General features: G+C 49.5%; 23 protein-coding genes. 9 read left to right on the top strand and 14 right to left on the bottom strand.

Features of this window, described 5'->3' with window-relative positions; translation table 11 throughout:
• Nucleotides 1–270: 270 nt before the first annotated feature.
• Both phoR and phoB read right to left on the bottom strand, forming a co-directional pair.
• Nucleotides 271–1,569: a phosphate regulon sensor histidine kinase PhoR gene (gene phoR, locus MES37_RS02110; RefSeq protein WP_064549211.1), complete on the bottom strand. Its 1,299-nt coding sequence runs from the start codon at nucleotides 1,567–1,569 to the stop codon at nucleotides 271–273.
• A gap of 22 nt (nucleotides 1,570–1,591) precedes the next feature.
• Complete coding sequence (phoB, locus tag MES37_RS02105; protein WP_064549213.1) at nucleotides 1,592–2,281, bottom strand: phosphate response regulator transcription factor PhoB; 690 nt, start codon at nucleotides 2,279–2,281, stop codon at nucleotides 1,592–1,594.
• A gap of 191 nt (nucleotides 2,282–2,472) precedes the next feature.
• Here phoB and sbcD point away from each other — a divergent pair, with 191 nt between their 5' ends.
• Together sbcD and sbcC are read left to right on the top strand one after the other, a co-directional pair.
• A complete protein-coding gene (sbcD, locus tag MES37_RS02100; RefSeq protein ID WP_064549215.1) occupies nucleotides 2,473–3,690 on the top strand; it encodes an exonuclease subunit SbcD in 1,218 nt (405 codons plus the stop codon).
• Entirely contained in the window at nucleotides 3,687–6,842 is a 3,156-nt protein-coding gene (sbcC, locus tag MES37_RS02095; RefSeq protein ID WP_237930008.1) for an exonuclease subunit SbcC, read from the top strand. The genes sbcD and sbcC overlap by 4 nt, the downstream gene beginning before the upstream one ends.
• Before the next feature lie 81 nt (nucleotides 6,843–6,923).
• Here the strand turns inward: sbcC and mak are convergent, their stop codons facing one another.
• Complete coding sequence (gene mak, locus MES37_RS02090) at nucleotides 6,924–7,835, bottom strand: fructokinase (protein WP_237930007.1); 912 nt, start codon at nucleotides 7,833–7,835, stop codon at nucleotides 6,924–6,926.
• Nucleotides 7,836–7,960: 125 nt separating this feature from the next.
• Here mak and rdgC point away from each other — a divergent pair, with 125 nt between their 5' ends.
• Entirely contained in the window at nucleotides 7,961–8,872 is a 912-nt protein-coding gene (gene rdgC / locus MES37_RS02085) for a recombination-associated protein RdgC (RefSeq protein WP_064549221.1), read from the top strand.
• 42 nt (nucleotides 8,873–8,914) lie between these two features.
• Here the strand turns inward: rdgC and ppnP are convergent, their stop codons facing one another.
• From ppnP to MES37_RS02060, 5 genes are all read right to left on the bottom strand, one after another.
• Nucleotides 8,915–9,208: a pyrimidine/purine nucleoside phosphorylase gene (gene ppnP / locus MES37_RS02080; RefSeq protein WP_034457894.1), complete on the bottom strand. Its 294-nt coding sequence runs from the start codon at nucleotides 9,206–9,208 to the stop codon at nucleotides 8,915–8,917.
• An 80-nt stretch (nucleotides 9,209–9,288) separates the two neighbouring features.
• On the bottom strand, nucleotides 9,289–9,966 hold the full coding sequence (locus MES37_RS02075; RefSeq protein WP_237930006.1) for an AroM family protein: 678 nt from the start codon (nucleotides 9,964–9,966) through the stop codon (nucleotides 9,289–9,291).
• 277 nt (nucleotides 9,967–10,243) lie between these two features.
• Nucleotides 10,244–10,435: a YaiA family protein gene (locus tag MES37_RS02070; RefSeq protein ID WP_064549224.1), complete on the bottom strand. Its 192-nt coding sequence runs from the start codon at nucleotides 10,433–10,435 to the stop codon at nucleotides 10,244–10,246.
• A 44-nt stretch (nucleotides 10,436–10,479) separates the two neighbouring features.
• Complete coding sequence (gene aroL / locus MES37_RS02065; protein WP_064549226.1) at nucleotides 10,480–11,004, bottom strand: shikimate kinase AroL; 525 nt, start codon at nucleotides 11,002–11,004, stop codon at nucleotides 10,480–10,482.
• A gap of 263 nt (nucleotides 11,005–11,267) precedes the next feature.
• Nucleotides 11,268–11,729: a YaiI/YqxD family protein gene (locus tag MES37_RS02060; RefSeq protein WP_064549228.1), complete on the bottom strand. Its 462-nt coding sequence runs from the start codon at nucleotides 11,727–11,729 to the stop codon at nucleotides 11,268–11,270.
• A 147-nt stretch (nucleotides 11,730–11,876) separates the two neighbouring features.
• Between MES37_RS02060 and proC the strand changes: the two genes are divergently transcribed.
• On the top strand, nucleotides 11,877–12,686 hold the full coding sequence (gene proC / locus MES37_RS02055; RefSeq protein ID WP_064549230.1) for a pyrroline-5-carboxylate reductase: 810 nt from the start codon (nucleotides 11,877–11,879) through the stop codon (nucleotides 12,684–12,686).
• Between the two features lie 34 nt (nucleotides 12,687–12,720).
• Here proC and adrA read toward each other — a convergent pair whose 3' ends face one another.
• From adrA to MES37_RS02035, 4 genes are all read right to left on the bottom strand, one after another.
• Nucleotides 12,721–13,788 (bottom strand): diguanylate cyclase AdrA, encoded by a 1,068-nt coding sequence (adrA, locus tag MES37_RS02050; RefSeq protein ID WP_064549233.1) that lies wholly within the window; start codon nucleotides 13,786–13,788, stop codon nucleotides 12,721–12,723.
• Between the two features lie 150 nt (nucleotides 13,789–13,938).
• Nucleotides 13,939–14,256 carry a PsiF family protein gene (locus MES37_RS02045; protein ID WP_064549236.1) on the bottom strand — a complete coding sequence of 106 codons (318 nt, stop codon included), beginning with the start codon at nucleotides 14,254–14,256 and terminating at the stop codon, nucleotides 13,939–13,941.
• A 218-nt stretch (nucleotides 14,257–14,474) separates the two neighbouring features.
• Nucleotides 14,475–14,735, bottom strand: coding sequence for an anti-adapter protein IraP (gene iraP / locus MES37_RS02040; RefSeq protein WP_064549344.1), 261 nt, complete (start codon nucleotides 14,733–14,735; stop codon nucleotides 14,475–14,477).
• Nucleotides 14,736–14,989: 254 nt separating this feature from the next.
• A complete protein-coding gene (locus MES37_RS02035) occupies nucleotides 14,990–16,210 on the bottom strand; it encodes a multidrug efflux MFS transporter (protein WP_237930005.1) in 1,221 nt (406 codons plus the stop codon).
• Between the two features lie 247 nt (nucleotides 16,211–16,457).
• Between MES37_RS02035 and ddlA the strand changes: the two genes are divergently transcribed.
• Nucleotides 16,458–17,558, top strand: coding sequence for a D-alanine--D-alanine ligase (ddlA, locus tag MES37_RS02030; RefSeq protein WP_121814243.1), 1,101 nt, complete (start codon nucleotides 16,458–16,460; stop codon nucleotides 17,556–17,558).
• Between the two features lie 3 nt (nucleotides 17,559–17,561).
• Here ddlA and MES37_RS02025 read toward each other — a convergent pair whose 3' ends face one another.
• A complete protein-coding gene (locus tag MES37_RS02025) occupies nucleotides 17,562–17,792 on the bottom strand; it encodes a DUF2754 family protein (RefSeq protein ID WP_064549245.1) in 231 nt (76 codons plus the stop codon).
• Nucleotides 17,793–18,065: 273 nt separating this feature from the next.
• Between MES37_RS02025 and MES37_RS02020 the strand changes: the two genes are divergently transcribed.
• Complete coding sequence (locus MES37_RS02020; RefSeq protein WP_064549248.1) at nucleotides 18,066–18,389, top strand: DUF2755 family protein; 324 nt, start codon at nucleotides 18,066–18,068, stop codon at nucleotides 18,387–18,389.
• 48 nt (nucleotides 18,390–18,437) lie between these two features.
• On the opposite strand, the gene MES37_RS02015 is transcribed toward MES37_RS02020, so the two are convergent.
• Nucleotides 18,438–19,547, bottom strand: a complete 1,110-nt coding sequence (locus MES37_RS02015) for a DUF1615 domain-containing protein (protein ID WP_064549251.1) — start codon at nucleotides 19,545–19,547, stop codon at nucleotides 18,438–18,440.
• Between the two features lie 195 nt (nucleotides 19,548–19,742).
• Between MES37_RS02015 and MES37_RS02010 the strand changes: the two genes are divergently transcribed.
• Genes MES37_RS02010 through MES37_RS02000 form a run of 3 tightly spaced genes read left to right on the top strand, consistent with a single transcriptional unit; the run spans nucleotide 19,743 to nucleotide 22,943 of the window.
• Nucleotides 19,743–20,198, top strand: coding sequence for a MarR family transcriptional regulator (locus MES37_RS02010; protein ID WP_064549254.1), 456 nt, complete (start codon nucleotides 19,743–19,745; stop codon nucleotides 20,196–20,198).
• 20 nt (nucleotides 20,199–20,218) lie between these two features.
• Nucleotides 20,219–21,397 carry an efflux RND transporter periplasmic adaptor subunit gene (locus tag MES37_RS02005; RefSeq protein WP_064549258.1) on the top strand — a complete coding sequence of 393 codons (1,179 nt, stop codon included), beginning with the start codon at nucleotides 20,219–20,221 and terminating at the stop codon, nucleotides 21,395–21,397.
• Nucleotides 21,398–21,407: 10 nt separating this feature from the next.
• Nucleotides 21,408–22,943, top strand: coding sequence for a DHA2 family efflux MFS transporter permease subunit (locus MES37_RS02000; protein WP_121814246.1), 1,536 nt, complete (start codon nucleotides 21,408–21,410; stop codon nucleotides 22,941–22,943).
• The last annotated feature ends 3 nt before the right edge of the window (nucleotides 22,944–22,946 follow it).

Raw genomic sequence — 22,946 nt, 5'->3', positions numbered from 1 at the left:
ATACATTAGAAAATTGTATGGTTTTTTGTGTGGTTAAAATATCACCAATTAAGCTTTTTTGATTTACATGTGGGCAAAAAAAACACAGGCCAGCAAGCTGACCTGTGGAAAGTTATTTTGACACTATTCAGCGATAAACGGGTTTTGCAGGGTAGATAAGCGATATCGTCATCCACCATTTGCGCCAGTTGTTACAGAGAGAAGTGTCGGATGACGCTTCGCTTATCCGATCTACGAAAAACTTGTCATCAGTGTCATAACTTACGCGGCTTACAGCACTTTATCGTTAACGATTAAACGCTCAGGCAACACAAAGGAAAACGTGGAACCTTTCCCTGGCTGGCTTTCGATATTCAGACGCGCATCGTGATGGCTTAATGCATGTTTCACTATTGCCAGGCCTAACCCACTACCACCTGTTTGCCTTGAACGCGCTTTATCCACTCGATAGAACCGCTCGGTCAGGCGTGGGATATGTTCCGCAGAAATACCAGGACCAGTATCCGCCACGCTAAAGCCCACACCACCCGCGACCCGTTTCCAACTCACGGTAATTTGCGTCCCTTCCGGCGTATGGTTTACCGCGTTGTACACCAGGTTTGAAATCGCGCTGCGTAGCTGTTCTTCATTACCGAAGACTTTGAGTGAGGGATCAATATCGAACTTTAACGTCTGCCTTTGCTGACTGAGGGTTTGCGCTTCTCGCTCCACCACACGCAGCATCAGTGGCACATCAATCTTTTCATTGAGCACCATTGCCGGTGCCGCTTCAATTTTAGATAGCGTCAAAAGCTGTTTCACCAGACCTTCCATCCGCGAAGTTTGCTCGCGCATGGTGCCCAGAGCCTTATCGCGCAGCGGCCCTTCAAGCGCCTGATCCTGCATCATCTCCAGATAACCTTGCAGTACCGTCAACGGAGTACGCAGTTCATGGCTAACGTTGGCAAAAAAGTTACGTCGCGCCCCTTCCAGTTGGTGCATCTGCGTGACATCACGTGCCACCATCAGCCACTGCTCGTCGCTGTATGGCATCACACGGAATTCCAGATGACGGCCATTGTTAAGCACCAGCGTCAACGGCCGGGCGAAATCTTTTTGCGTCAAATAGCGGGTAAATTCAGGGTAACGCAGCAAGTTAAGGATGTTCTGCCCGTTATCGTCCGGCCAGCGTAACCCCAGCAACTGTTGGGCCAGCCCGTTACACCAAAAAATGGTCCCTTCTTCGGTAGTCAGCACTACCGCATCGGGCAGTGATTCCGCGCCGCTGCGAAAGCGTTTGATTAAATTGCCTAATTCTTTACGGCGTTTTTTATTACGCAGCTGCATTTGATGAAGACCGTATAACAACGGATCCCAGCTCCCGCGACCAGGGGGCGGTGTCATACTGCGATCAACCCACAACCACCACGACAAACGAAGCAAATTCCAGAAATGCCAAACCAGCAGTCCTGTGACCGCCAGTAATAAAAACCAGGGTAAATAGCCAAAAATAAGGCCCAAGATGACAGCAGGTAAGCAACAGAGCAGCAGCTCCATCACCAACCTTTTCCATGACAGCCGTTCCAGCACGCGTCACTCTCCTGATAAGGAACTAAAAGCGGGTTGAGAACCGATAACCCGTACCGCGTACTGTTTGTACCATTCGATCATGCCCGCTATGTTCGAGCGCTTTACGCAACCGCCTGATATGTACGTCCACTGTTCTGTCTTCGACATACACATTGGTGCCCCATACATGGTTAAGCAACTGTTCACGGCTATATACCCGTTCCGGATGCGTCATAAAGAAGTGTAATAACTTAAATTCAGTTGGCCCCATGTCCAGCGGGTTTTCACCGGTCATCACGCGATGTGATGAAGGGTCAAGGCTCAGCCCGTGCATCTCAATAACCTCTTCCACCGCCATCGGAGAGATTCGGCGCATCACAGCTTTAATGCGTGCCACCAGCTCCTTCGGTGAAAACGGCTTGGTAATATAGTCATCGGCACCAACTTCCAGGCCACGCACGCGATCTTCTTCTTCACCTCGTGCTGTCAGCATCATTACCGGGATTTCCCGCGTCAATGCTTCACGCTTCAGGTGCTTGATAAACTGAATACCCGAGCCGCCTGGCAACATCCAGTCCAGTAAAATCAGGTCCGGGAAGGGTTCGATAAGCAGATTCACTGCACTGTCATAATCTTCCGCTTCTACAGGCTGAAAACCGTTTTGCTCAAGCACAAAGCTCACCATTTCACGGATTGGAGCTTCATCTTCTACGACTAAAATACGCTTCGCCATGATTCGCCCTGCTCAAGGAATAATTATAGTTGTTTCAATGCGGCGCCATTATGCGTCAGATTTATGACAGATTTATGAAAAACATGACTGTTTAGTGACTCATCAATTTGATTTATGACACAGAGACCTATGCCGTTTTCCGCCTCGCCCCCTTATAATCGAGGCCTCGCTTTTAAGCCACCGGACAGGTTATGCGCATAATTCACACATCAGACTGGCACCTTGGTCAAAATTTTTATACCAAAAGCCGCGGGCCGGAGCATCAGGCTTTTCTTGAATGGCTGCTGAAAGCTGCCGTTGAACATGATGTGGATGCAATAATCGTCGCGGGCGATATTTTTGATACTGGCTCGCCACCAAGCTATGCGCGAGAACTGTATAACCGCTTTGTGGTGCAACTCCAGTCTACCGGCTGCTCACTGGTGGTGCTCGCCGGTAACCATGACTCAGTTGCCACATTGAACGAGTCCCGTGAACTGATGGCGTGTCTTAACACTTATGTCGTCGCCAGCGCACGCCACGATACCAGCCAGCAGGCAATTGTACTGAATACGAAAGATGGCGCGCCTGGTGCTATTCTCTGCCCTATTCCCTTTCTGCGGCCACGCGATATTCAAAACAGTCTGGCGGGTTTATCCGGCCATGAAAAGCAGCGTTCATTAATGGAAGCGATCGGTGAACATTATCAGCAGTGTTTTAGCGCCGCTTGCGTTCTGCGCGCTGACGCGCAGTTGCCAATTATCGCCACCGGGCATTTAACCACCGTCGGCGTGACGAAAAGTGACGCCGTGCGAGACATCTATATTGGCACACTCGACGCTTTCCCGGCGCAGCATTTCCCGGATGCCGATTACATTGCCCTGGGCCATATTCACCGTGCGCAATTAATTGGTGGCACCGAGCATATCCGCTACAGCGGCTCACCAATACCGTTAAGTTTTGACGAAACCGGTAAGACTAAAAGTGTTTATCTGGTTGAATTTTCAGAAGGTAAACTTCATGAAGTCACCCCACTTACGGTACCAGTTAGCCAGCCGCTGGCGGTGATCAAAGGTTCGCTGAACGAAATTGAACAGCAGCTTGAACAATGGCGCGATGCACCGACAGAACCCAAAGTGTGGCTGGATATTGAAATCGCCACCGATGAATATCTGCATGATATGCAGCGCCATATTCAACAGCTAACCGAAACGCTACCTGTTGAAGTGGTTTTGCTGCGCCGTAGCCGTGAGCAGCGCGAGCGTGTTATTGCTCAACAACATAAAGAAACCCTAAGTGAATTGACGGTTGAAGAGGTTTTTGAACGCCGCCTGGTTCAGGAAGAAACCACTGAAGAACGCGCAAAACGCCTGCGCACTCTGTTTGCCCAAACGGTCGCCAGCCTGCATGACGCGGAGGAACAAGCATGAAAATCCTCAGTCTGCGATTGAAAAACCTCAACTCCCTGAAAGGGGAATGGAAAATTGATTTCACCCGCGAGCCTTTCGCCAGCAATGGTTTGTTTGCCATCACCGGGCCAACAGGAGCGGGTAAAACTACGCTACTTGATGCTGTCTGCCTCGCGCTTTATCACAAAACGCCACGTCTCAACACGGTCTCGCAATCGCAGAATGACCTGATGACCCGCGACACTGCCGAGTGTCTGGCGGAAGTGGAATTTGAAGTAAAAGGTGTTGCCTACCGCGCATTCTGGAGCCAGAACCGGGCGCGTAATGCGGCCAACGGCAATCTGCAAGCCCCGCGCGTTGAGCTGGCTGAAGTAGAAAGCGGCAAGATCATCGCCGATAAAGTGAAAGATAAGCTCGATATCACCGCCAAATTGACCGGACTCGATTACGACCGCTTCACCCGCTCCATGATGCTTTCTCAGGGGCAGTTTGCGGCGTTTTTAAATGCCGACGCCAATGACCGTGCCTCATTGCTTGAAGAACTCACCGGTACTGAAATTTACGGTACAGTTTCTGCGGCGGTGTTCGAAAATCATAAAAATGTACGCAGCCAATTAGAGAACCTGCAAGCGCAGGCAGCAGGTGTAGCACTTCTGGATGAATCCCAGCGCCAGCAGCTTTCAGAGAGTTTGCAGGCACTTACTACAGAAGAAAAAAACCGCCTGGCTGAACAGCAGACACTTCAGCAACACCAGCAATGGCTCAGCCAACTCGACCTGTTGACTCAAAAACATTCGCATGCGGGAACGGCACTGAATGCGGCAACTCGCGCAATCGAAGAAGCAGTGCCGCTTCTCGAAAAACTAACACGAGCCCAGCCCGCAGAAAAACTGCGCCCTGACTGGCAACGCTTGCAGGAATTACAGGCCACGCTGCAAAACACCCGCGTACAAAGCGAAGAAGTGAATACTCGCTTACATCAAGCGACAGTGCGACGCCAGCAGACCCGGCAGGCCGCCGCAAGCCAGGCAGCAAAACTGGCGCATGAAAACAGCGAGCTGCAAGCCTGGCTGAAAACGCATGACAGGTACCGCCTGTGGGGCGCTGAACTTGCAGGCTGGCGCATGGCATTCAATCAACAACAACGCGATGCCAGCCAGCTACAGACCTTGCAGCGTGATATTGAAACTAGCCAGAAAAAGCTGGAACTGCTGCCAGCCGTTGAGCTTACGCTCACTGCTGATGAAGTGAGTACTCATTTACAAGCAACGATTACCGCGCGCCCTTTGCGCCAGCAGCTTGCTGCTTTACAGCCGCAACTTGCCTCACTTCACAAGCGAAAAATCCAGCAGCAACAAGATATTACTGCACTTGAAAAACAGATCACTCAAGGCGATGTCGAGCTGGCACTCAAACGCCAGCAATACAAAGAGCGCCGCCAGCATGAAAGTGACCTGGAAAAAGTATGCGAACTGGAAATGCGCATTGTCAGTCTCGAAGCTGAACGCGCCCATTTGCAACCCGATCAACCTTGCCCGCTGTGTGGTTCCACGCAGCATCCGGCAGTGGCGGATTATCAGGCCATACAGCCAGGAGAAAATCAGCAGCGTCTGACGGCACTAAAACGTGAAGTTGCCAGCCTTGCGGAAGCTGGTTTTGCGATGAAAGGCCAACTCGACACGTTGCGTTCACAGCGCGAAAACCTGGTTGTCGCCATCAAAACGCTTGATGAAGAAGAGAAGGCATTACGTCTACGCTGGCAGCAACTGTGCGCCAGCCTGCAACTGGCGCTGAAGCCCGAGGACGACCTCCAGCAGTGGCTGGAAAGCGAAGAAAAACGCGAGCAGCAGCTGCATCAACTCAGCCAACGGATCGTGCTGGAGGAGCAACTCGCTCGGACGCGTCTGCAACACAGCAAACTAGCGGCAGAGGCCGCGGCACAACGAGAAACACTCAATAGCGTGCTCGAAAATGCTGGCCTACAACATCCCGCTCACGGTGAAGAACATAGCTGGCTGGAACAGCGCCAACAGGAATCCCAAAACTGGCAACAGCGCAATGAACAACTTCCACGTTTACAACAGCAACTAAACGCCCTGGAAAACCTACTCAATGCGCTGATTGATGATGGCACCACGCCTGCTCCGCTATCCGAAAGCGAACAAATTTCAGCGTTGCAAAACTGGCATAACTTGCACAGCGACTGTATTGCGCTGGAGAGCCAGTGGAAGACGCTGCAACAGCAGTTGCAACAGGAAGAAGCCCGCGTGGGTCAGGCAAATGAGCAGTTCCTGTCCGCCCTTGCCGCTAGCCAGTTCGCCGATGCACCGTCATTCCAGGCCGCATTACTCGATGAAAGTGAACGCCAGCAACTTGAGCAGAAAAAACAGCATCTTGAGCAACAGCATCAGCAGCAAACCATTCTTTGCCAGCAAGCTGAGAAAGCGCTCACTGACCATAAAGCGGCTCGCCCAACTACGCTTGCTGACGATGCAGAACTGAGTTTGCTGGACGCACAATTAACGCTGTGTAATCAGCAACTGCGCGAGAACACCACGCAACAAGGACAGATTCAGCAACAGCTTCGCCATGACGCAGAAAATCGCCTACGCCAGCAAGGGCTGATGCAGTCCATCGTCGAGTGCCAGCAGCAAGTTGAAGACTGGGGCTATCTCAATGCGTTAATTGGTTCGAAGGAAGGCGATAAATTCCGTAAGTTTGCCCAGGGACTAACGCTCGATAATCTGGTGTGGTTGGCGAACAACCAGCTAAACCGTTTGCATGGGCGTTATTTGTTACAACGCAAAGATAGCGAAGCGCTGGAATTGCAAGTGGTCGATACATGGCAGGCCGATGCGGTGCGCGACACTCGCACGCTTTCAGGTGGTGAGAGTTTCCTGGTCAGCCTGGCGCTGGCGCTGGCGTTATCCGACCTGGTGAGCCACAAAACCCGCATCGACTCGCTGTTCCTTGATGAAGGCTTTGGCACGCTGGACGCAGAGACACTGGACACCGCGCTGGATGCGTTAGATACGCTCAATGCCAGCGGCAAAACCATCGGCGTGATAAGCCACGTTGAGGCAATGAAAGAACGTATTCCGGTACAGATTAAGGTGAAGAAGATCAACGGATTGGGTGTGAGCCGCCTGGCTAAGGAGTTTGCTGTCGAGTAATTTTATCGGATGACGCTGCGCTTATCCGACCTACATGTGAGATCTCGTAGGGCAGATAAGCGTAGCGTCATCCGCCAGCTTTTACTTCTCCAGCGGCCACAACCATGCGGCACCGCGCACACCGCTGGAATCGCCGTGCACTGCTTTGCGGATTGGAGTTTCGCATTCGCCACCAAACACCCACGGTTTCACCAACTGTGGCACCGTTTTGTACAAGCGTTCGTTGTTGCTCATGCCGCCGCCTAACACGATCACCTCAGGATCGAGAATATTGACGATGTGTGCCAAAGATTTTGCGAGGCGCATTTCATAGCGTGAGATCGCCAGTTCAGCGATCGGATCTTGTTGATCCACCAGATGCATAATCTCATTGCCTTTCAATGAGTTCCCGCTCAGGCGATGGTAGTCGGTGCCGAAACCAGTACCGGAAATAAAGGTTTCGATGCAACCTTGTTTTCCGCAGTAGCAAGGCACTTCTTCACGAAAACGGAGTTCGTCTTCGTCCATCCACGGTAATGGGTTATGGCCCCACTCGCCCGCCGTGCCGTTGCCGCCGATCAGGCTGCGGCCATTAATGGCCACGCCTGCACCACATCCTGTACCAATAATCACGGCAAAAACCATCGCCGCACCAGCCGCCGCTCCGTCGATAGCTTCCGAAACCGCCAGGCAGTTGGCATCGTTTGCCAAACGCACTTCGCGCTGGAGCGCATCGCACAAATCTTTATCAAAAGGCTGCCCGTTAAGCCAGGTGGAGTTCGCATTTTTGACCACGCGGGTATAGGGTGAAATCGAACCTGGAATACCCATTCCGACCGTTCCCTTCTCCCCGGTTGCTTCTTCAGCCAGACGCACGAGTTCAACAATAGTTGCGATGGTTTGCTGATAATCATTTTTTGGTGTTGGCAGGCGATGACGAAAAAGTTGCTTTCCGTCGTTCGCCAGAGCGATCACCTCTGTTTTTGTCCCACCCAGGTCGATACCAATGCGCACAGCAACCCCCTCATTTGATTAGTATTATCAATAGAATAGAAGTGTTACGCCGTAAAGACAATGAAACACAGCGCCTGATTCGTTATCATGCCCGCTGCGTTTAACTGACAGTCCGGGAAAAAATCATGCTGTGGTTCAAAAATTTAATGGTTTACCGTTTAAGCCGTGACATCACGCTTTCAGCGGATGACATGGAAAAGCAGTTGGCCGCATTTACTTTTACCCCATGCGGTAGCCAGGACATGGCCAAGACCGGTTGGGTATCGCCAATGGGCTCACACAGCGATTCATTAACCCATGTCGCCAATGGGCAAATTGTGATTTGCGCCCGTAAAGAAGAAAAAATTCTCCCGGCTCCAGTGATTAAACAAGAGCTGGAAGCAAAAATCAGCAGGCTCGAAGCCGAACAAGCTCGCAAGCTGAAAAAGACCGAGAAAGATTCTCTAAAAGATGAAGTGCTGCACTCTTTGCTGCCACGCGCGTTCAGCCGTTTTAACCAAACGATGATGTGGATCGATACCGTAAACGGTTTGATCATGGTTGATTGTGCCAGCGCCAAGAAAGCTGAAGATACGTTGGCGCTGCTGCGTAAAAGCCTCGGTTCGCTACCGGTTGTCCCGTTGGCACTGGAAAACCCAATTGAACTGACGCTGACTGAGTGGGTGCGCTCCGGCGATGTTCCTCCAGGCTTTGCGCTGATGGATGAAGCCGAGCTGAAAGCCATTCTCGAAGGTGGTGGGGTGATCCGCTGTAAGCAGCAGGATCTGGTGTGCGATGAAATTGCTGCGCATATCGAAGCCGATAAAGTGGTGACGAAATTAGCTCTGGACTGGCAAGAACGTATTCAGTTCCTGGTTGCCGATGATGGTTCAATTAAGCGTCTGAAGTTTGCCGATACGCTGCGCGACCAAAACGAGGATATTGACCGTGAAGATTTCGGTGCTCGTTTTGATGCAGATTTTATTCTGATGACGGGTGAACTGGCGGCGTTGATTAAGAACCTGGTGGAAGCGTTAGGCGGCGAAGCTCAGCGCTAAAATCTGTTCCCTCTTCCCGACGGGAAGAGGGAAATAAAGACATTATTTATCAGCCAGATAACGGCAAAGATAAGAGGTCGGTTCAGCAACTTGTAAATGGAATTCGCTGTGTCCAGGAACATGGAACACGGTGCCCGCCGCATAGGTTTTCCACTCGGTTTCACCCGGCAGTAACACGTGCAATGCCCCACTAATCACTGTCATTTCTTCTGGTTGGGCGGTCCCGAAAGTGTATTCACCTTCAACCATCACCCCAACACTTGCGCGGCCAGTGCTGCTGCTGGTAAACCCAATAGATTTCACTTTACCGGAAAAGTACTCATTACTTTGAAGCATAACCAGGCCCTTTTTAAAATAGTTGAAAAAACAATATAGAGGGGAACGGAAGAGCCTGTCACGCAAATTATTGACCGTTGTTATGCGAGCAACTCTGACGCTAAGCGCGCAATTAACACGTTCGATAACAATACCGGAACATCGAGTGATTTTTGCAACAAATCACGATGTTTTTGGTGGAAACCCAGACAGTCCAGAACCAGCACATCCGCACCATCTTTAACCAGTTTCTTTCCGGCTTCGATTAAATCCTGCTCGCTTCCATGAATGGGATTCGCCAATTCATACAGCGGCTCGTTTTCCAACAACTGCCATTTTTTATTCTGAAATTTCAGCAATTCAGGAACGGGGATGATGATACCGACTTGATGCCCATCGACAATTGAGGCCACCAGCGGTGGGATAATACGTTCTGGCTCGAGCAAAATACCGTTACGCACGGAGAGATTCGATAAGCGGTGGGTGCTCATCAGCAAAATGACATCGAAGCCCTGATTATCCAGCACTTCAATCACACTCTGCAGCGCCTTCTCAACTTTTTGTTTATCGACATAAACCAGCACGTTGCCGGATAAAAGCGTCAGAAGTGGTTCATTTCCCGGTGTAGGGGCGTATTCAGCCATCACTTCATCGTGAGAGAGGTGGCCCAGTAAACTGAGGTGTTTGATTCTCTCTTCAGAGATGTGATCTGTCAGTAACGGCAGTATTTCACTGACCGGGACGACGCCGATGGTAATAATTGCCAATGTTTGTTTCATGTTCGTTCCGCCCTTGTCCCATATCAGCCCCTCAATGCTGCGCTGGTACCAATCCTTACAAATGATACTCTGCTGAAGGTCGCTCAATAATTAACCACAAAGCGTAGCAGCATATTTGCAGAGCACCTGCCGGAATATTCAACGAAACGTCAACGACATTGATACAACATCATGGTAATGAATATTTAACAAATGAATTGAGCAAAAGATGTGATTAATCACCAGGTCAATGAATTCACTTAAAAGATGAGGGGATTCTGGCGTCCTTGCCGGGATGTTACGTCTTTTGCGGATCTTCATAACGCTGTTTAGCATCCAGCGCTTCTTGTTCGCTTTCGTGCTCACTAATCAGCGTATCAGGATGGGGATGATCGGCTCGAAGTTGATACCAGGTCACAGTTTTATCTGTCGCACCTTTTTCAACGGCAACTATACGCGCTTCCCGGGGGTATGGAGGATTGCTCGCCATCGCTCTTCCTTTGGAGATGAATGAGCGTTAAGTATAGACAAAAATCAGCTGGCTCGAGCCGTATGCAGTACCGCCAACACCGCTTCAACAATTTCCGCAGGCGGACGAGTGGCATCAACGACATGGTGTGCAGCCTGGTTGTAAAGCGCTTCTCGCGCGGCGAGAACCTCAACGATTTCATCCGTAATAGGTCTGCCAGTGAGCGTTGGACGCTGTCCTTCTTCCGGGAAAGCTTCTAAACGTGATGCCAGGATTTGCGCAGGAGCTCGCAAATAAATGACGACACCATGCTCACGCATAAACTGACGGTTACTTTCGGCCAGAACCATGCCGCCGCCGGTGGCAATAACCGTACCGGGAGCAGTAACACTTTGCAGCGCACCTGATTCACGACGACGAAAACCTTCCCAGCCCTCTTTTGCCACAATATCGGCAACGCTCATTTTGGTGTTGTCTAAAAGGTAATGGTCGGTATCGACAAAGTTACAGCCCAATGCCTGCGCTAATGCAACACCGACGGTTGTTTTGCCACAACCTCGTGCGCCGACTAAATAAATGGGTTGAGTCATCAGTGGCTAATCCTCAGCAGTACGCCAGAGTTGGTAAAAATCTGAGTAGGTAAAAATCCAGAGACTGATGACAAACTTCTTCGTAGGTCGGATAAGCGCAGCGTCATCCGACACAACTGGCGTAAATGGTGGATGACGCTAACGCTTATCCACCCTACAAAACACATTTATCACCCTTTGTCAGCAATCTGAATCTATAACGTTTTTCGTTACGCGAATCATCATATCAGCAAGCTAGTACGCGGAATAGAATTACATCGGTTTTAGGCGCTTTTTGAACGGCTGGCAACCAGCAGCCACTTTTCCAGTTCGTTGGCAAACAGCTGGCGGTCACGCTGGTTGAGGCTGTCTGGCCCGCCAGTTTGTACACCACTGGATCGTAAAGTATCCATAAAATCGCGCATCGTCAGGCGTTCCCGGATAGTCGCTGGCGTGTACAGCTCTCCACGAGGGTTCAGTGCAATCGCACCTTTTTCCAGCACGTCAGCGGCCAGAGGAATATCTGCGGTGACGACTAAGTCGCCCTTTTCGCAGCGGCGCACAATTTCGTTATCAGCAACATCAAACCCGCTTGCCACTTGCAGGCTGCGGATATAACGCGATGGTGGAACTTTTAGCCCCTGGTTGGCAACCAGAGTTACCATCATTTGTGCGCGTTCCGCTGCACGAAACAGTACTTCTTTAATCACTTTTGGACACGCATCAGCATCCACCCAGATTTGCATGACGATTCCTGTGGGTCGGGGTTTATGGTGGCGATCTTGCCGTGCTTTTGCAGAATCGCAAACTTTATCTTTGCTTACGGTTAGCCGAAGCGGCGGAAATCACGTTAAGCTATGCTCATCGTACAACTCAGAAGATGGAGTGAGACTATGGATAAGAAGATTGGTTTTATTGGTTGCGGCAACATGGGGAAAGCCATCCTTGGTGGTCTGATAGCCAGTGGACAGGTGCTTCCTGGTAATATCTGGGTCTACACACCTTCGCCCGATAAAGTGCAAGAGTTGCACGATCAATATGGTATTAATGCGGCAGAAAGTGCGCAAGAAGTGGCACAAATTGCAGATATTGTTTTCGGTGCCGTGAAACCAAATGTCATGCTAAAAGTGCTGAGTGAAGTCAATTCCAGCCTGAATAAAGACTCGGTGGTGATTTCCATTGCTGCGGGCGTAACGCTGGATTCTCTGGCTAAAGCACTGGGCCACGATCGCAAAATTATTCGCGCCATGCCCAATACCCCAGCGTTAGTGAATGCGGGTATGACGTCCATCACGCCAAACGCGCTGGCTACTCCCGAAGATATTGCCGATGCGGTTAACATTTTCCGCAGCTTCGGGCTTGCCGAAGTGGTGTCTGAAACCATGATCCATCCGGTTGTGGGGGTTAGCGGCTCTGCACCAGCGTATGTGTTTATGTTTATCGAAGCCATGGCTGATGCCGCTGTGTTAGGGGGGATGCCGCGCAAACAGGCCTATCAATTTGCTGCGCAGGCCGTCATGGGCTCAGCCAAAATGGTACTGGAAACGGGTAAACATCCTGGTGAGTTAAAGGATATGGTGTGCTCGCCAGGCGGCACCACTATTGAAGCCGTGAAGGTTCTGGAAGAAAAAGGGTTCAGAGCTGCAGTGATGGAAGCCATGGTGAAATGTATGGCGAAATCAGAACACTTGGGCAAATCATAATTTTGTTACCCTCTCCTGTTTCCGGGAGGGGGTTTTAAGCTGCAATATCGGCCACTTCAGTACGGCTGCGCCCCAGGTTTTTAGCTTTATACAACGCAACATCTGCCGCTTTTAACCATTCGCGATAGCTCACCATGCTGTGATCAAACTCTGCCACACCGACACTGATACGCAGTGAGATATGCGGTGCATGCGGTAAACGAAACTCATCAAGATAGTCACGTACACGAGCCATGGCCTGTATCGCGCTATCTTGCGCCGTGCCTGACATAATCACGCCAAATTCGTCACCGCCGAAGCGTCCGACAACATCTGTAATGCGCAAAGTGAGCTGCAAATGCTCTGTAATGGCCAGAATCGCCTCATCACCTACATCATGGCCGCATGAATCATTAATTGATTTAAAGTGGTCAATATCAATCAAAATCAAGGTGGCACTGCGATGATAGCGCTGGCAGTTGTCATATTCACCGTGCAGCAGATGTTCCCAGTGACGACGGTTATATACGCCGGTCATGCCATCACGAGTACTCATGTGCATTAAGCGCCGTTTATGCTCGGAAAGTTTTAGCGCGGTTCGGTAACTGACCAGCCCAAAGTAAGTCGGGTAAATCAACAAAAACGGCAAGCAAATCCAGACCTGAGATGGCATGGTTTCTAGATTAAGGGGTATTAGGAACATACCTAGCGTCAACAGGCAACTCAGCACTATAAAGCCCAAGCCGTTGAAGAACAGTTTCAATCCACCGCAACCGACATTGTTCATGCATATCATCGCGAGGATTAATGCTGATGGGAGTGCATTCATTCCCATCACCCCAATCCATACGCCGCCCATTAACGAATCAATCATTAAATTACGGGTTTCTGCCCGGGCTGGGTCAGGTGCGCGATCGGCCATTTGCCATGCTAAGTGCGGCCAGATATAGCCATAGGCGATAAGTAACAACCACCACCACCCCGATACTGGCTGCATCACCAATACCGAGGCGACACAGAAAAAACCGGTCCCTAACCCAATAGTTCTCGGTATGTAAAGGCGGCGGGCAAACCGCCTTCCCGAACGATGTCGATCCTCATCGAGGTATGTTGAACCGTCCATAAGCCCCCCAGGAATCCATCTACCAGAATTGTGATCATTAATCATGATATTTAGGAATATTCTGAAACATTTGCCGTAATTATAGAAAGCATGCTTTGGGGGAAAGTATGATTTTTAGGGTGAGCCAGCGGAGCGTCTCACCCATTTAGCTTATTTAGGCTGTTTTTTCAGGCAATTATCCATGAAGGTTTTTCGCACATCACCGGATAAGGTTTGTCGCCCCGCTTGCGCATTACACTCTTTCATCTTCTGTTGTTGCGGGGTCAGGCTTTTATCTGCGGGGGGCGACTCGCTATTTTTTAAGCAGTTGCTCATGTAGGTTTTGCGTTCATCCCCTTTTAAGATTTGTGCAGTGGCTTTTTGATTACACGTCGTCATACGCTGTTGCTGCGGCGTCAGCGCTTTGTCTGCCGCCCCCGCAGAGCCAACAATACCTGCCAATAAAGCGAACATTAATACCGTTTTCATAGCACCACCCTTTTTAATGTGATGCTTTAATTTTGGTCTGTAGAGTGCGAAAAGGCGAACTGCCGGACGCAGGTATTCTGCCGCTTCGTCCGTTATCGAAACTCAGCTGTGAGGAATAATGGAGAAATAAAAACGATGAGTACAACTTAATTACCCTTATTAACTATTAAGGGTATTAATAATAAAAAACCAGACAGAAAAAAGAGTAATACCGAAATTCAAACTGATGGGCGATTCAGAAGTCGGATTAAATATTTCTTCAATAGATCAGTGTCATAAGATGTGACTGTATCACTGGGTTTGACATTGGCTAAAGAGTCTTCAATGCTAGATGTTATTGCCTGCTGATCCTGGTGCCCCATGCGGTGGAGAATGGCAGTAACGACTATTTCAAGGGCTTCTATCTGTGCAACAAACTCTTTTGACTCTTCTTCTTTTTCGGCGAGTCTGGTCAGTAACTCAGAAATGAGGTTTCTCATCATAATTATCCCAAAGGATTTGAAACCTGACGTTATCATTCTGTTTTCATGTTGCCTAGAGGGAGTAGCGACTATTTTTATATGGATTAACAAATTTGTGTTGGAGCGCAAAAACATTTTATAGATGACAACTTAAAAATATCACCATGCAGTTATTTCAGATCTAAAATTAACAACATAGTTTGTGGTTGATGTAATTTTGGTTGGTTTTTGTCCCTTTTAAAAGGGGTAATACCTTGCAGAAACTTTAAAGATTAAGGCAGCATCTGATTTCGCATGGTATCTTGCTGCCTTTTACGCCTTAACATCACGGCCAACTGCCATACATTAAGTAACACCACCAACGCCGTAGCAATAAATACCCAGCGATACCCCGCCATGGCAGATACACCCGCACCAATTAAGGGGCCAATCACATTCCCCAGATACATAAACGACTGGTTATATCCAAAAATCCGCCCGGTCACCTGGTCACTGCAATACTTCACTAACAACGTTTGAACCGCTGGTAGCATCGCGCCATCGGCAAAGCCCAGTAAAAAACGTAATACGGCTAATTGCATAGGCGAGGTCACCCATGACATAGCAAAAAATAATAGGACTGAAATAATCAACGTTGCCATTAATACACGGGCAGTGCCAATTCTGTCACCCAACTTACCTAATCGTGGGGCCGAAATAAGAGCCGAGATACCGGGAACCGCCGCAATAAAACCACTGATAAAAGCGATATTGTTACTTTCAGGAGAAAGCTGTTTGATAAACAGAGTGAGTATTGGTCCCACCGAACCATTACAAAGCTGAATGACCATGGTGGTGACAAACAAACTCATCATTAATTTAGGATAAGGAAGTGAAGCAAACACGGCTTTGCCTGACAAACGGTCGGATTTACTTATTACAGGTCGTGCACCTTCTTTAATCAGGAATAATGTCACTAAAAAACTGACCATTAACAACGCCGCGGTGACATAAAAGACCATTCTTAAACCAAGGGTATCGGCCATATATCCACCCAATAATGGGCCAACAATAACCCCACTAATTTGCGCGGTTGAAAGAGTACTTAATGCCCAGCCGCTACGTTCCCGAGGAACTTGAGAGGCCACTAACGCCATCGCATTGGGGATATAGCCAGAGGTGAGCCCCATGATGGCGCGTAGAATAAAAAGTTGCCAGACGTTGGTGGCAAACGCCTGTAATAAAATGGCGACAGCCATCCCCAGTGATGCCCGCAGCAGCATTAATTTCCGCCCCTTGCGATCGGCAAGACTACCCCACATTGGCGATACAATAGCGGAAACCAGAAACGTCACGCTGAAGGTCAGCCCTGACCACATAGACAATGCTTGATGGGACGTTACGCCGAGTTGTTCAACATACAGCGGCAAAAACGGCAGAATTTGGCTAATGGCTAATCCGGTAAAAAAACACCCGAACCATACCGAGATAATATTGACCTTCCAGGATTCCATACCGTGCACATTTTATAAGTGAGATAAAAAAGAATAGCGAAGAATGTGAACTTTATCATACAAATTGATTTTATCGAGCCGAGTTGTTGCCCGGTATTTTCACTGCCAAGCCCTAATAACATGCAATATTGATTACGTAATAATCATTATAGAAATTGCGTTGTTTTAAGCTGCAGGAAGCACATGAATCCTCGCAATGAGCGTGGTATGTTGTCCGCCTTTGCACAGTTTAAGGATGGGTTTAGGCATGGCAAAACTGCGGGTGGGTATCGTGTTTGGTGGCAAGTCAGCAGAACACGAAGTGTCGCTGCAGTCAGCGAAAAATATTGTCGACGCCATTGATAAATCAAAGTTTGAAGTGGTGTTGCTGGGAATTGATAAACAAGGCCAGTGGCATGTCAATGATGCGTCGAACTATCTGTTAAACGCAGAAAATCCGGCATTGATCGCCCTGAATCGCTCCGGAACAAATGTCGCCGTGGTGCCTGGTCAAACCCAGAACCAACTGATTGAATCCTCCTCTGCGCAGTTTTTAGCCCCGGTGGATGTGATTTTCCCAATCGTTCATGGAACGCTGGGCGAAGATGGCTCCCTGCAAGGGATGCTGCGCATGGCTAACTTACCGTTTGTCGGTTCTGGTGTGTTGGGTTCCGCCGTAAGCATGGATAAAGACGTGACGAAACGTCTGCTGCGAGATGCCGGGCTGAACATCGCTCCGTTTATCACACTGACCCGAGCGAACCGTAACAAAACTAGCTTTGCCGAAATCCAGGCTAAACTCGGCCTGCCGCTGTTTATTAAACCTGCTAATCAGGGTTCATCCGTCGGTGTCAGTAAAGTCAGCTCCGCTGAGCAGTACGAAACGGCAGTGGCATTAGCTTTCGAATTTGATAGTAAAGTCGTGGTGGAAACTGGTATTAAAGGCCGCGAGATTGAATGTGCGGTGTTGGGTAACGATGAACCACGAGCCAGCACTTGCGGTGAAGTGGTTGTTAACAGCGATTTCTACTCTTACGACACCAAATATATTGATGATAAAGGCGCGCAAGTTGTGGTACCTGCGGCGATCGAGGCTGATATCAACGATAAAATCCGTGAAATTGCGGTACGTGCTTATCAGACGTTGGAATGCAGTGGGATGGCGCGGGTGGATGTGTTCCTGACCGCTGATAATGAAGTTATTATCAATGAGATCAACACGCTGCCTGGCTTTACCAACATCAGCATGTATCCAAAACTCTGGCAAGCAAGCGGCTTAGATTACCAAACGTTGATTACGCGTTTGATTGAGTTGGCTCTTGAGCGCCACCAGCAAGATAGCGCTCTGAAAAGTTCGATTACAGCTTAAGTTCTACTCTTTCGCTGCCGCCGGTTCTTCTGGTTCTGGACGGCGGCGAATGATCAACCCAGCCAACCAGAAGCAAATTACCCACGTCACCAACCCGACTGCATAGTTCTGCCAGCCTTCGGTTTTAAATCCCAGCAAGCCAATCACACCATTCAAAATAAAGATCATGCCAATCGCTACGGCGTAATAGTGCCAGTCACGGCGCATTTTTAAAGACAATGTTTTCGCAGACATGGTGCAACCCGTCAGGACAAAAAAGAGGACTTATTGTGGCATAGCCTGCGGCGATAAACCGCACGTTGATGCGGGCTAAACAGCATAATGTTACGAAAATTTCACCTAAGTTACGAATATGTGATCTCAGACATATAATCGCAAACCAGGACTATTCCGCCCCCTAAATTACCAACAATCTGATATTGACAAACAATATGACCTGCCAAACTCAGCGCAATTGATTTATCGGGCCAATGCCTGAATCGTTTTACTGTTGCATGGGAGGTCGTGATGACTGATATAAGTTTGTCGAAACAGGTTGTTCCGGTAGGCCTTGTTTCAACAACGAAAACAGAGAGATCTACCCGGAGTAATCTGGCTTATGCCGCATTCATTTTGTTCTGCTTCTGGGTGGGGGCGCAAATCCTGAGTTTGATGGTTCACGCCCCTGGCGTACTTGAACATCTCGCCCAGGGTAATGATGCCTCGCGCCCGCGCATTGAAATGGGTTTTGCAGTTAGCACTGTTTTTGGTCTGGTCCCCTTTCTTGCAGGCTGTGCATTAGTCGGAGTCATTTGCCTGGCGCTGAAATTCCATCAACGCCATTATTTTTAAACCTGTTTTGGCGGATAACATTTCGTTTATCCGCCTGCGAATTCCGACTTACAATTTCATACACGCAGCACGCCGCTCATCCACTCGCTTAGCAAACCAGGCTGTCGTCAAATTACGGGTGATTTTTGGACTTTCGAGCGTAATGCCTGGCAACATTTCTCGTGGCAACTTCTTACCGGTTTTCTTCTCCGCTATCGCATAAACCTGCTGATATAAATCAGTTTTCTCAAAGTCGATGCTGTCGCCTTTTTGCAGTGCACGGTGAATCTGGCTTTCACTCATATCAAGTGTTTTCGCCAGCTTCCTGACAGCCAGTTCGGTGTTGCCTGCTTTATCGGTGTTATACAAAATTAAGTCGCCATCCAGCGCCAGTTTGACACCGCTGGCCTTGCTGACGGCGCTCTGGAATGCGGCGTTGCGGCTGGCGTACCATCCGGCGTTGAAATCCGCAAAACGGTAGAGTGGTTTTGTGTAATTCGCTGGGTAATTCAGTAAATGATACGTGCCAAACCACAAGCCACCGCGACGCGTGAACACTTCCTGCCGCACGGTGCCTTCCATTTTCCATGGATAGCCGTTGGTGTGCTGTTCAGCAAAAGCGATACTCACCTGCATTGGGCCGCCGGTATGAACCGGGTTCAGATTGCCGAATAATTTCTGCCCCATCGGCACCATATCGATGAAATCATCAAAAATGGCGCTCAACTGCCCTTCCGTTTTCACGTTATCCAGACGTTCACTGTAACTCTTGCCATTCGGCGATTTGATTAACAGCGCGGTGTGAACCAGGAACACTGGAATATGCATTTTCTCGGCGCGACGGTCGATTTCCTTCCAGGCAATTTTATTCAGATTTGGCACGGTCGGGTCGGCAACCAGATTGGATTCTTGCTGCGCGACCGCCAAAACCGAGCAGATATTTTCCTCGCTTGGCGCAATATCCTGGCTCTTAAAAGTGCTCGCTAAATCTTTCGCCCAGTTGTTACGGTCTTTTACGCTAGCGGGGATTTTCTGCTTTACCACCGTTTCGACATCAACCGGCTTTGCGGTTTCTGAAACAGAAGGCGTGGTTTTAGTGGTACAACCCGCCAGCACCAAAATGGCACCGAGGCTGAGTGCGAAAAGTCCTTGTTGCCTGCTTAAAGTCACTATAGTCATAACGTTCCGTTGTAATTGTTTTGTAAGGCTGGATAAACAATAACAGTTCTGCAATCTGGCGTTTATCAGAGATTGGCTGATAAATGCCAGGGAGCATTCGGCGCGCTGACAAAAAGTGCGCTTATCTTGACACAAACTTGACAGTTAATTGCCTGGTCAGTAATTTCAACTGTAATTACTGACCAGGCAACTATCATGACGAACAATCCGGGTATTATCGATAACAAGCTTCATCTCGGTTTGCTTATCCACCTCGCGAACCAGTTTAAAGATCAGTTGATCAGCCAATATTTCTCTGGTGCGGATATCACCGCAGCGCAATTTAAGGTACTGATTAATATTTATAAAGGCGTGACCAGCCCTGTTGTCATCAGCAAAAACCTGGTGATGGATGCTGGCGCGATGAGCCGTATGGTTGGCCGCATGGTCAAGCGCGAACTGATTGTTCGCCATCCCAATCCACAAGATAAGCGCCAGGTGATTCTGGCTCTGACAGACAAGGGCCAGTTGATTTGCGATCGTTTTCAGAATGAAGCGCTCGCTTCAATTATTGCCTCTCTCACCGCACGCCTGACGCAGGATGAATCTCAACAACTGGTGGCATTAATTACCAAAATGCTGCCGGATGACATCACCGCGCCACATCGCTAACACCGTTTAAAGGCCAAAAGATGGAAACCACTCCAGAAGAACACGTTCAGCGATCCAGTAAGCGCAAACGTAATTTTATTATTTTTATCCTGATTCTTGTGCTGGCCGCCGCCGGCTGTCTCACATGGTATTTCTTGTATGCTCGTTTTTATGAGTCAACAGATGATGCCTACGTGAATGGTAATCAGGTCGCGCTAACCCCGCAAATTAACGGCACAGTGACTCAGGTCACCGCAGACGAAGGGGATTTCGTCGAGAAAGGTCAACCGCTGGTATTACTTGACCCAAGCGATACTCAGATTGCGCTACAACAAGCAGAAGCCAGCCTGGCAAACACCGTTCGCCAGGTGCGCGGTTTATACAGCACAGCGGATAATTACCGTGCGCAAGTCGCCGCTAAACAGGTCGCCCTGCAAACGGCTCAAAATGACTATGCGCGCCGCGAGAAAATATTCTCGACTGGTGCGATTGCCGCAGAAGACCTCGCGCATTATCGCGATGCCGTCACCAGCGCACAAAGCGATTTGGCTGCTGCACAACAAGCATTGCGTACCAACCTGGCGATGGTGGATGACACCGTTATCGAGAGCCATCCGGAAATCAAAACTGCTGTTGCAACACTTCGTCAGCGTTATCTGGATAACTCGCGTACCACTATTGTGGCTCCGGTAAGTGGCTATGTCGCCAAACGCGCCGTGCAATTGGGGATGCAGGTCACTTCTGGCACCACTTTGCTGGCCATCGTGCCGCTCAATGAAGTGTGGGTGGATGCTAACTTCAAAGAAAGCCAGATGAAAACCATGCGTCTGGGCCAGAAAGTGACGCTTAACGCCGATCTGTACGGTGATGATGTTGAATACCACGGAACGATTGAAAGCCTTGGGATTGGCACTGGCAGCGCGTTTTCGTTGTTGCCAGCGCAGAATGCCAGCGGTAACTGGATCAAAATCGTTCAGCGTCTGCCAGTACGTATCACGCTCGATGCACATGATATGCGCAAGCACCCGCTGCGCGTTGGGTTGTCGATGAATGCACGTGTGGATATTCGCAATGAAGAGGGTCACCTGCTGCCACAAAAAACTGTCAGCGCCCCTCGCTTTACCACTGATGTCTATCAAGACTCACTGGAAGCGGCAGACAAACTGGTGACGAAAATCCTTCATGACAACAGCAATGCGGTAGCGTCAAGCGCCCATTAAGAGAGAAGTTATGCAAGATAAGGCGGCGTATACGCCACCCAGTCTGCTGCTCGCGACGCTCGCACTGTCGCTGGCAACTTTCATGCAGGTGCTGGACTCAACCATTGCAAACGTCGCATTGCCGACGATTGCCGGCAATCTGGGTGTTAGTGCAGATCAAGGCACGTGGGTTATCACTTCGTTTGCAGTGTGTAACGCTATTGCTTTGCCGCTCACCGGTTGGTTTACCCGACGCTTTGGTCAACTGAAACTTTTTATCGGATCGGTGGTGATGTTTACCCTCACCTCATTCCTGTGCGGTTTTGCCCACAGTATGACCGAGCTGATAATCTTCCGCGCCATGCAGGGTTTTTTCGCCGGCCCCATGTTCCCGATGTGCCAGACACTGTTGTTGGTTATCTTCCCGCCGATGAAACGTGGGATGGCGTTGGCGCTGTTGTCGATGGTGACGGTCGTCGCTCCCATCGTTGGGCCAATTACCGGTGGCTGGATTACTGATAACTACTCCTGGCCATGGATTTTTTACATCAACGTGCCAATCGGCATTTTTGCCTCGATTGTAGTTTGGACACAGATGCGTGGGCGCGAAGAAACTACCACTACATCACCGATTGACTATATCGGCATCGGATTGCTGGTAATCGGTGTAGGGCTGTTACAAGTAGTGCTGGATAAGGGCAACGATCTTGATTGGTTCGCCTCACCAGAAATTATCATCATGTCGGTGATTTCGGCGATTGGTCTGGTGGCTTTTGTCATTTGGGAGTTGGGCGAGCGCCACCCCATTGTGAATTTGCGTCTGTTTAAAGAACGCAACTTTGCGATTGGTACCACGGCATTAATGCTGGGATATGCGGCTTTCTTCGCTATCAACATTATCCTGCCGCAGTGGCTGCAAACACAGATGGGCTACACCGCGATCTGGGCCGGACTTGCCGCGGCACCGATGGGTTTCTTGCCACTGTTACTGACGCCGATTGTTGGCCGTTATGCCAGCAAAGTGGATTTACGAATTCTGGCGTCAATGTCGTTCCTGATTATGGGCGCGTCCTGCTTGTTCCGCGCGCAGTTCAATACCAACGTAGATTTCCGCACTATTGCTGAGGTGCAGATGTTTATGGGTATCGGCGTGGCATTCTTCTTTATGCCGTTAACAACGATTGTGTTGTCGAATCTTCATGGTGCTGAAGTGGCGGAAGGTTCTGGCTTAGCCACGTTCTTCCGCGTATTGGGTGGTTCATTCGCTTCGTCACTGACAACCTGGATTTGGTCACGTCGTGAAGTTTTCCATCATGCCAATCTGACCGAAAGCGTGTCGATTTATAACCCGTCTGCGGTGGATTATCTGGATAAAATGGGTGGCGCGACGCAACAGCATCTGGCGTGGGTTGATAAAACTATCGAACAACAGGCCTACATGATGTCGACCATCGACTACTTCTGGATTTTGGGCTGGGGATTTATGGGGCTGATTGTGATTATCTGGTTCGCGCGACCGCCGTTTATCCGCTCTGGCGCACCTGGCGCTCCGGCTGCGGGGCATTAATAG

This window comes from Buttiauxella sp. S19-1, assembly GCF_022134725.1.
Taxonomy (GTDB): Bacteria; Pseudomonadota; Gammaproteobacteria; order Enterobacterales; family Enterobacteriaceae; genus Buttiauxella; species Buttiauxella ferragutiae.
The sequence above is the reverse complement of the archived record's forward strand: the minus strand, read 5'-3'. Positions and strand labels throughout refer to the sequence as shown.

Bases quoted from the DNA above. Each gene is read 5' to 3' on its own strand.
- phoB (WP_064549213.1), bottom strand. From the start codon at position 2,281: ATGGCGAAGCGTATTTTAGTCGTAGAAGATGAAGCTCCAATCCGTGAA.
- sbcD (WP_064549215.1), top strand. From the start codon at position 2,473: ATGCGCATAATTCACACATCAGACTGGCACCTTGGTCAAAATTTTTAT.
- sbcC (WP_237930008.1), top strand. From the start codon at position 3,687: ATGAAAATCCTCAGTCTGCGATTGAAAAACCTCAACTCCCTGAAAGGG.
- rdgC (WP_064549221.1), top strand. From the start codon at position 7,961: ATGCTGTGGTTCAAAAATTTAATGGTTTACCGTTTAAGCCGTGACATC.
- ppnP (WP_034457894.1), bottom strand. From the start codon at position 9,208: ATGCTTCAAAGTAATGAGTACTTTTCCGGTAAAGTGAAATCTATTGGG.
- MES37_RS02075 (WP_237930006.1), bottom strand. From the start codon at position 9,966: ATGAAACAAACATTGGCAATTATTACCATCGGCGTCGTCCCGGTCAGT.
- MES37_RS02070 (WP_064549224.1), bottom strand. From the start codon at position 10,435: ATGGCGAGCAATCCTCCATACCCCCGGGAAGCGCGTATAGTTGCCGTT.
- aroL (WP_064549226.1), bottom strand. From the start codon at position 11,004: ATGACTCAACCCATTTATTTAGTCGGCGCACGAGGTTGTGGCAAAACA.
- MES37_RS02060 (WP_064549228.1), bottom strand. From the start codon at position 11,729: ATGCAAATCTGGGTGGATGCTGATGCGTGTCCAAAAGTGATTAAAGAA.
- proC (WP_064549230.1), top strand. From the start codon at position 11,877: ATGGATAAGAAGATTGGTTTTATTGGTTGCGGCAACATGGGGAAAGCC.
- adrA (WP_064549233.1), bottom strand. From the start codon at position 13,788: ATGGACGGTTCAACATACCTCGATGAGGATCGACATCGTTCGGGAAGG.
- MES37_RS02045 (WP_064549236.1), bottom strand. From the start codon at position 14,256: ATGAAAACGGTATTAATGTTCGCTTTATTGGCAGGTATTGTTGGCTCT.
- iraP (WP_064549344.1), bottom strand. From the start codon at position 14,735: ATGAGAAACCTCATTTCTGAGTTACTGACCAGACTCGCCGAAAAAGAA.
- MES37_RS02035 (WP_237930005.1), bottom strand. From the start codon at position 16,210: ATGGAATCCTGGAAGGTCAATATTATCTCGGTATGGTTCGGGTGTTTT.
- ddlA (WP_121814243.1), top strand. From the start codon at position 16,458: ATGGCAAAACTGCGGGTGGGTATCGTGTTTGGTGGCAAGTCAGCAGAA.
- MES37_RS02025 (WP_064549245.1), bottom strand. From the start codon at position 17,792: ATGTCTGCGAAAACATTGTCTTTAAAAATGCGCCGTGACTGGCACTAT.
- MES37_RS02020 (WP_064549248.1), top strand. From the start codon at position 18,066: ATGACTGATATAAGTTTGTCGAAACAGGTTGTTCCGGTAGGCCTTGTT.
- MES37_RS02015 (WP_064549251.1), bottom strand. From the start codon at position 19,547: ATGACTATAGTGACTTTAAGCAGGCAACAAGGACTTTTCGCACTCAGC.
- MES37_RS02010 (WP_064549254.1), top strand. From the start codon at position 19,743: ATGACGAACAATCCGGGTATTATCGATAACAAGCTTCATCTCGGTTTG.
- MES37_RS02005 (WP_064549258.1), top strand. From the start codon at position 20,219: ATGGAAACCACTCCAGAAGAACACGTTCAGCGATCCAGTAAGCGCAAA.
- MES37_RS02000 (WP_121814246.1), top strand. From the start codon at position 21,408: ATGCAAGATAAGGCGGCGTATACGCCACCCAGTCTGCTGCTCGCGACG.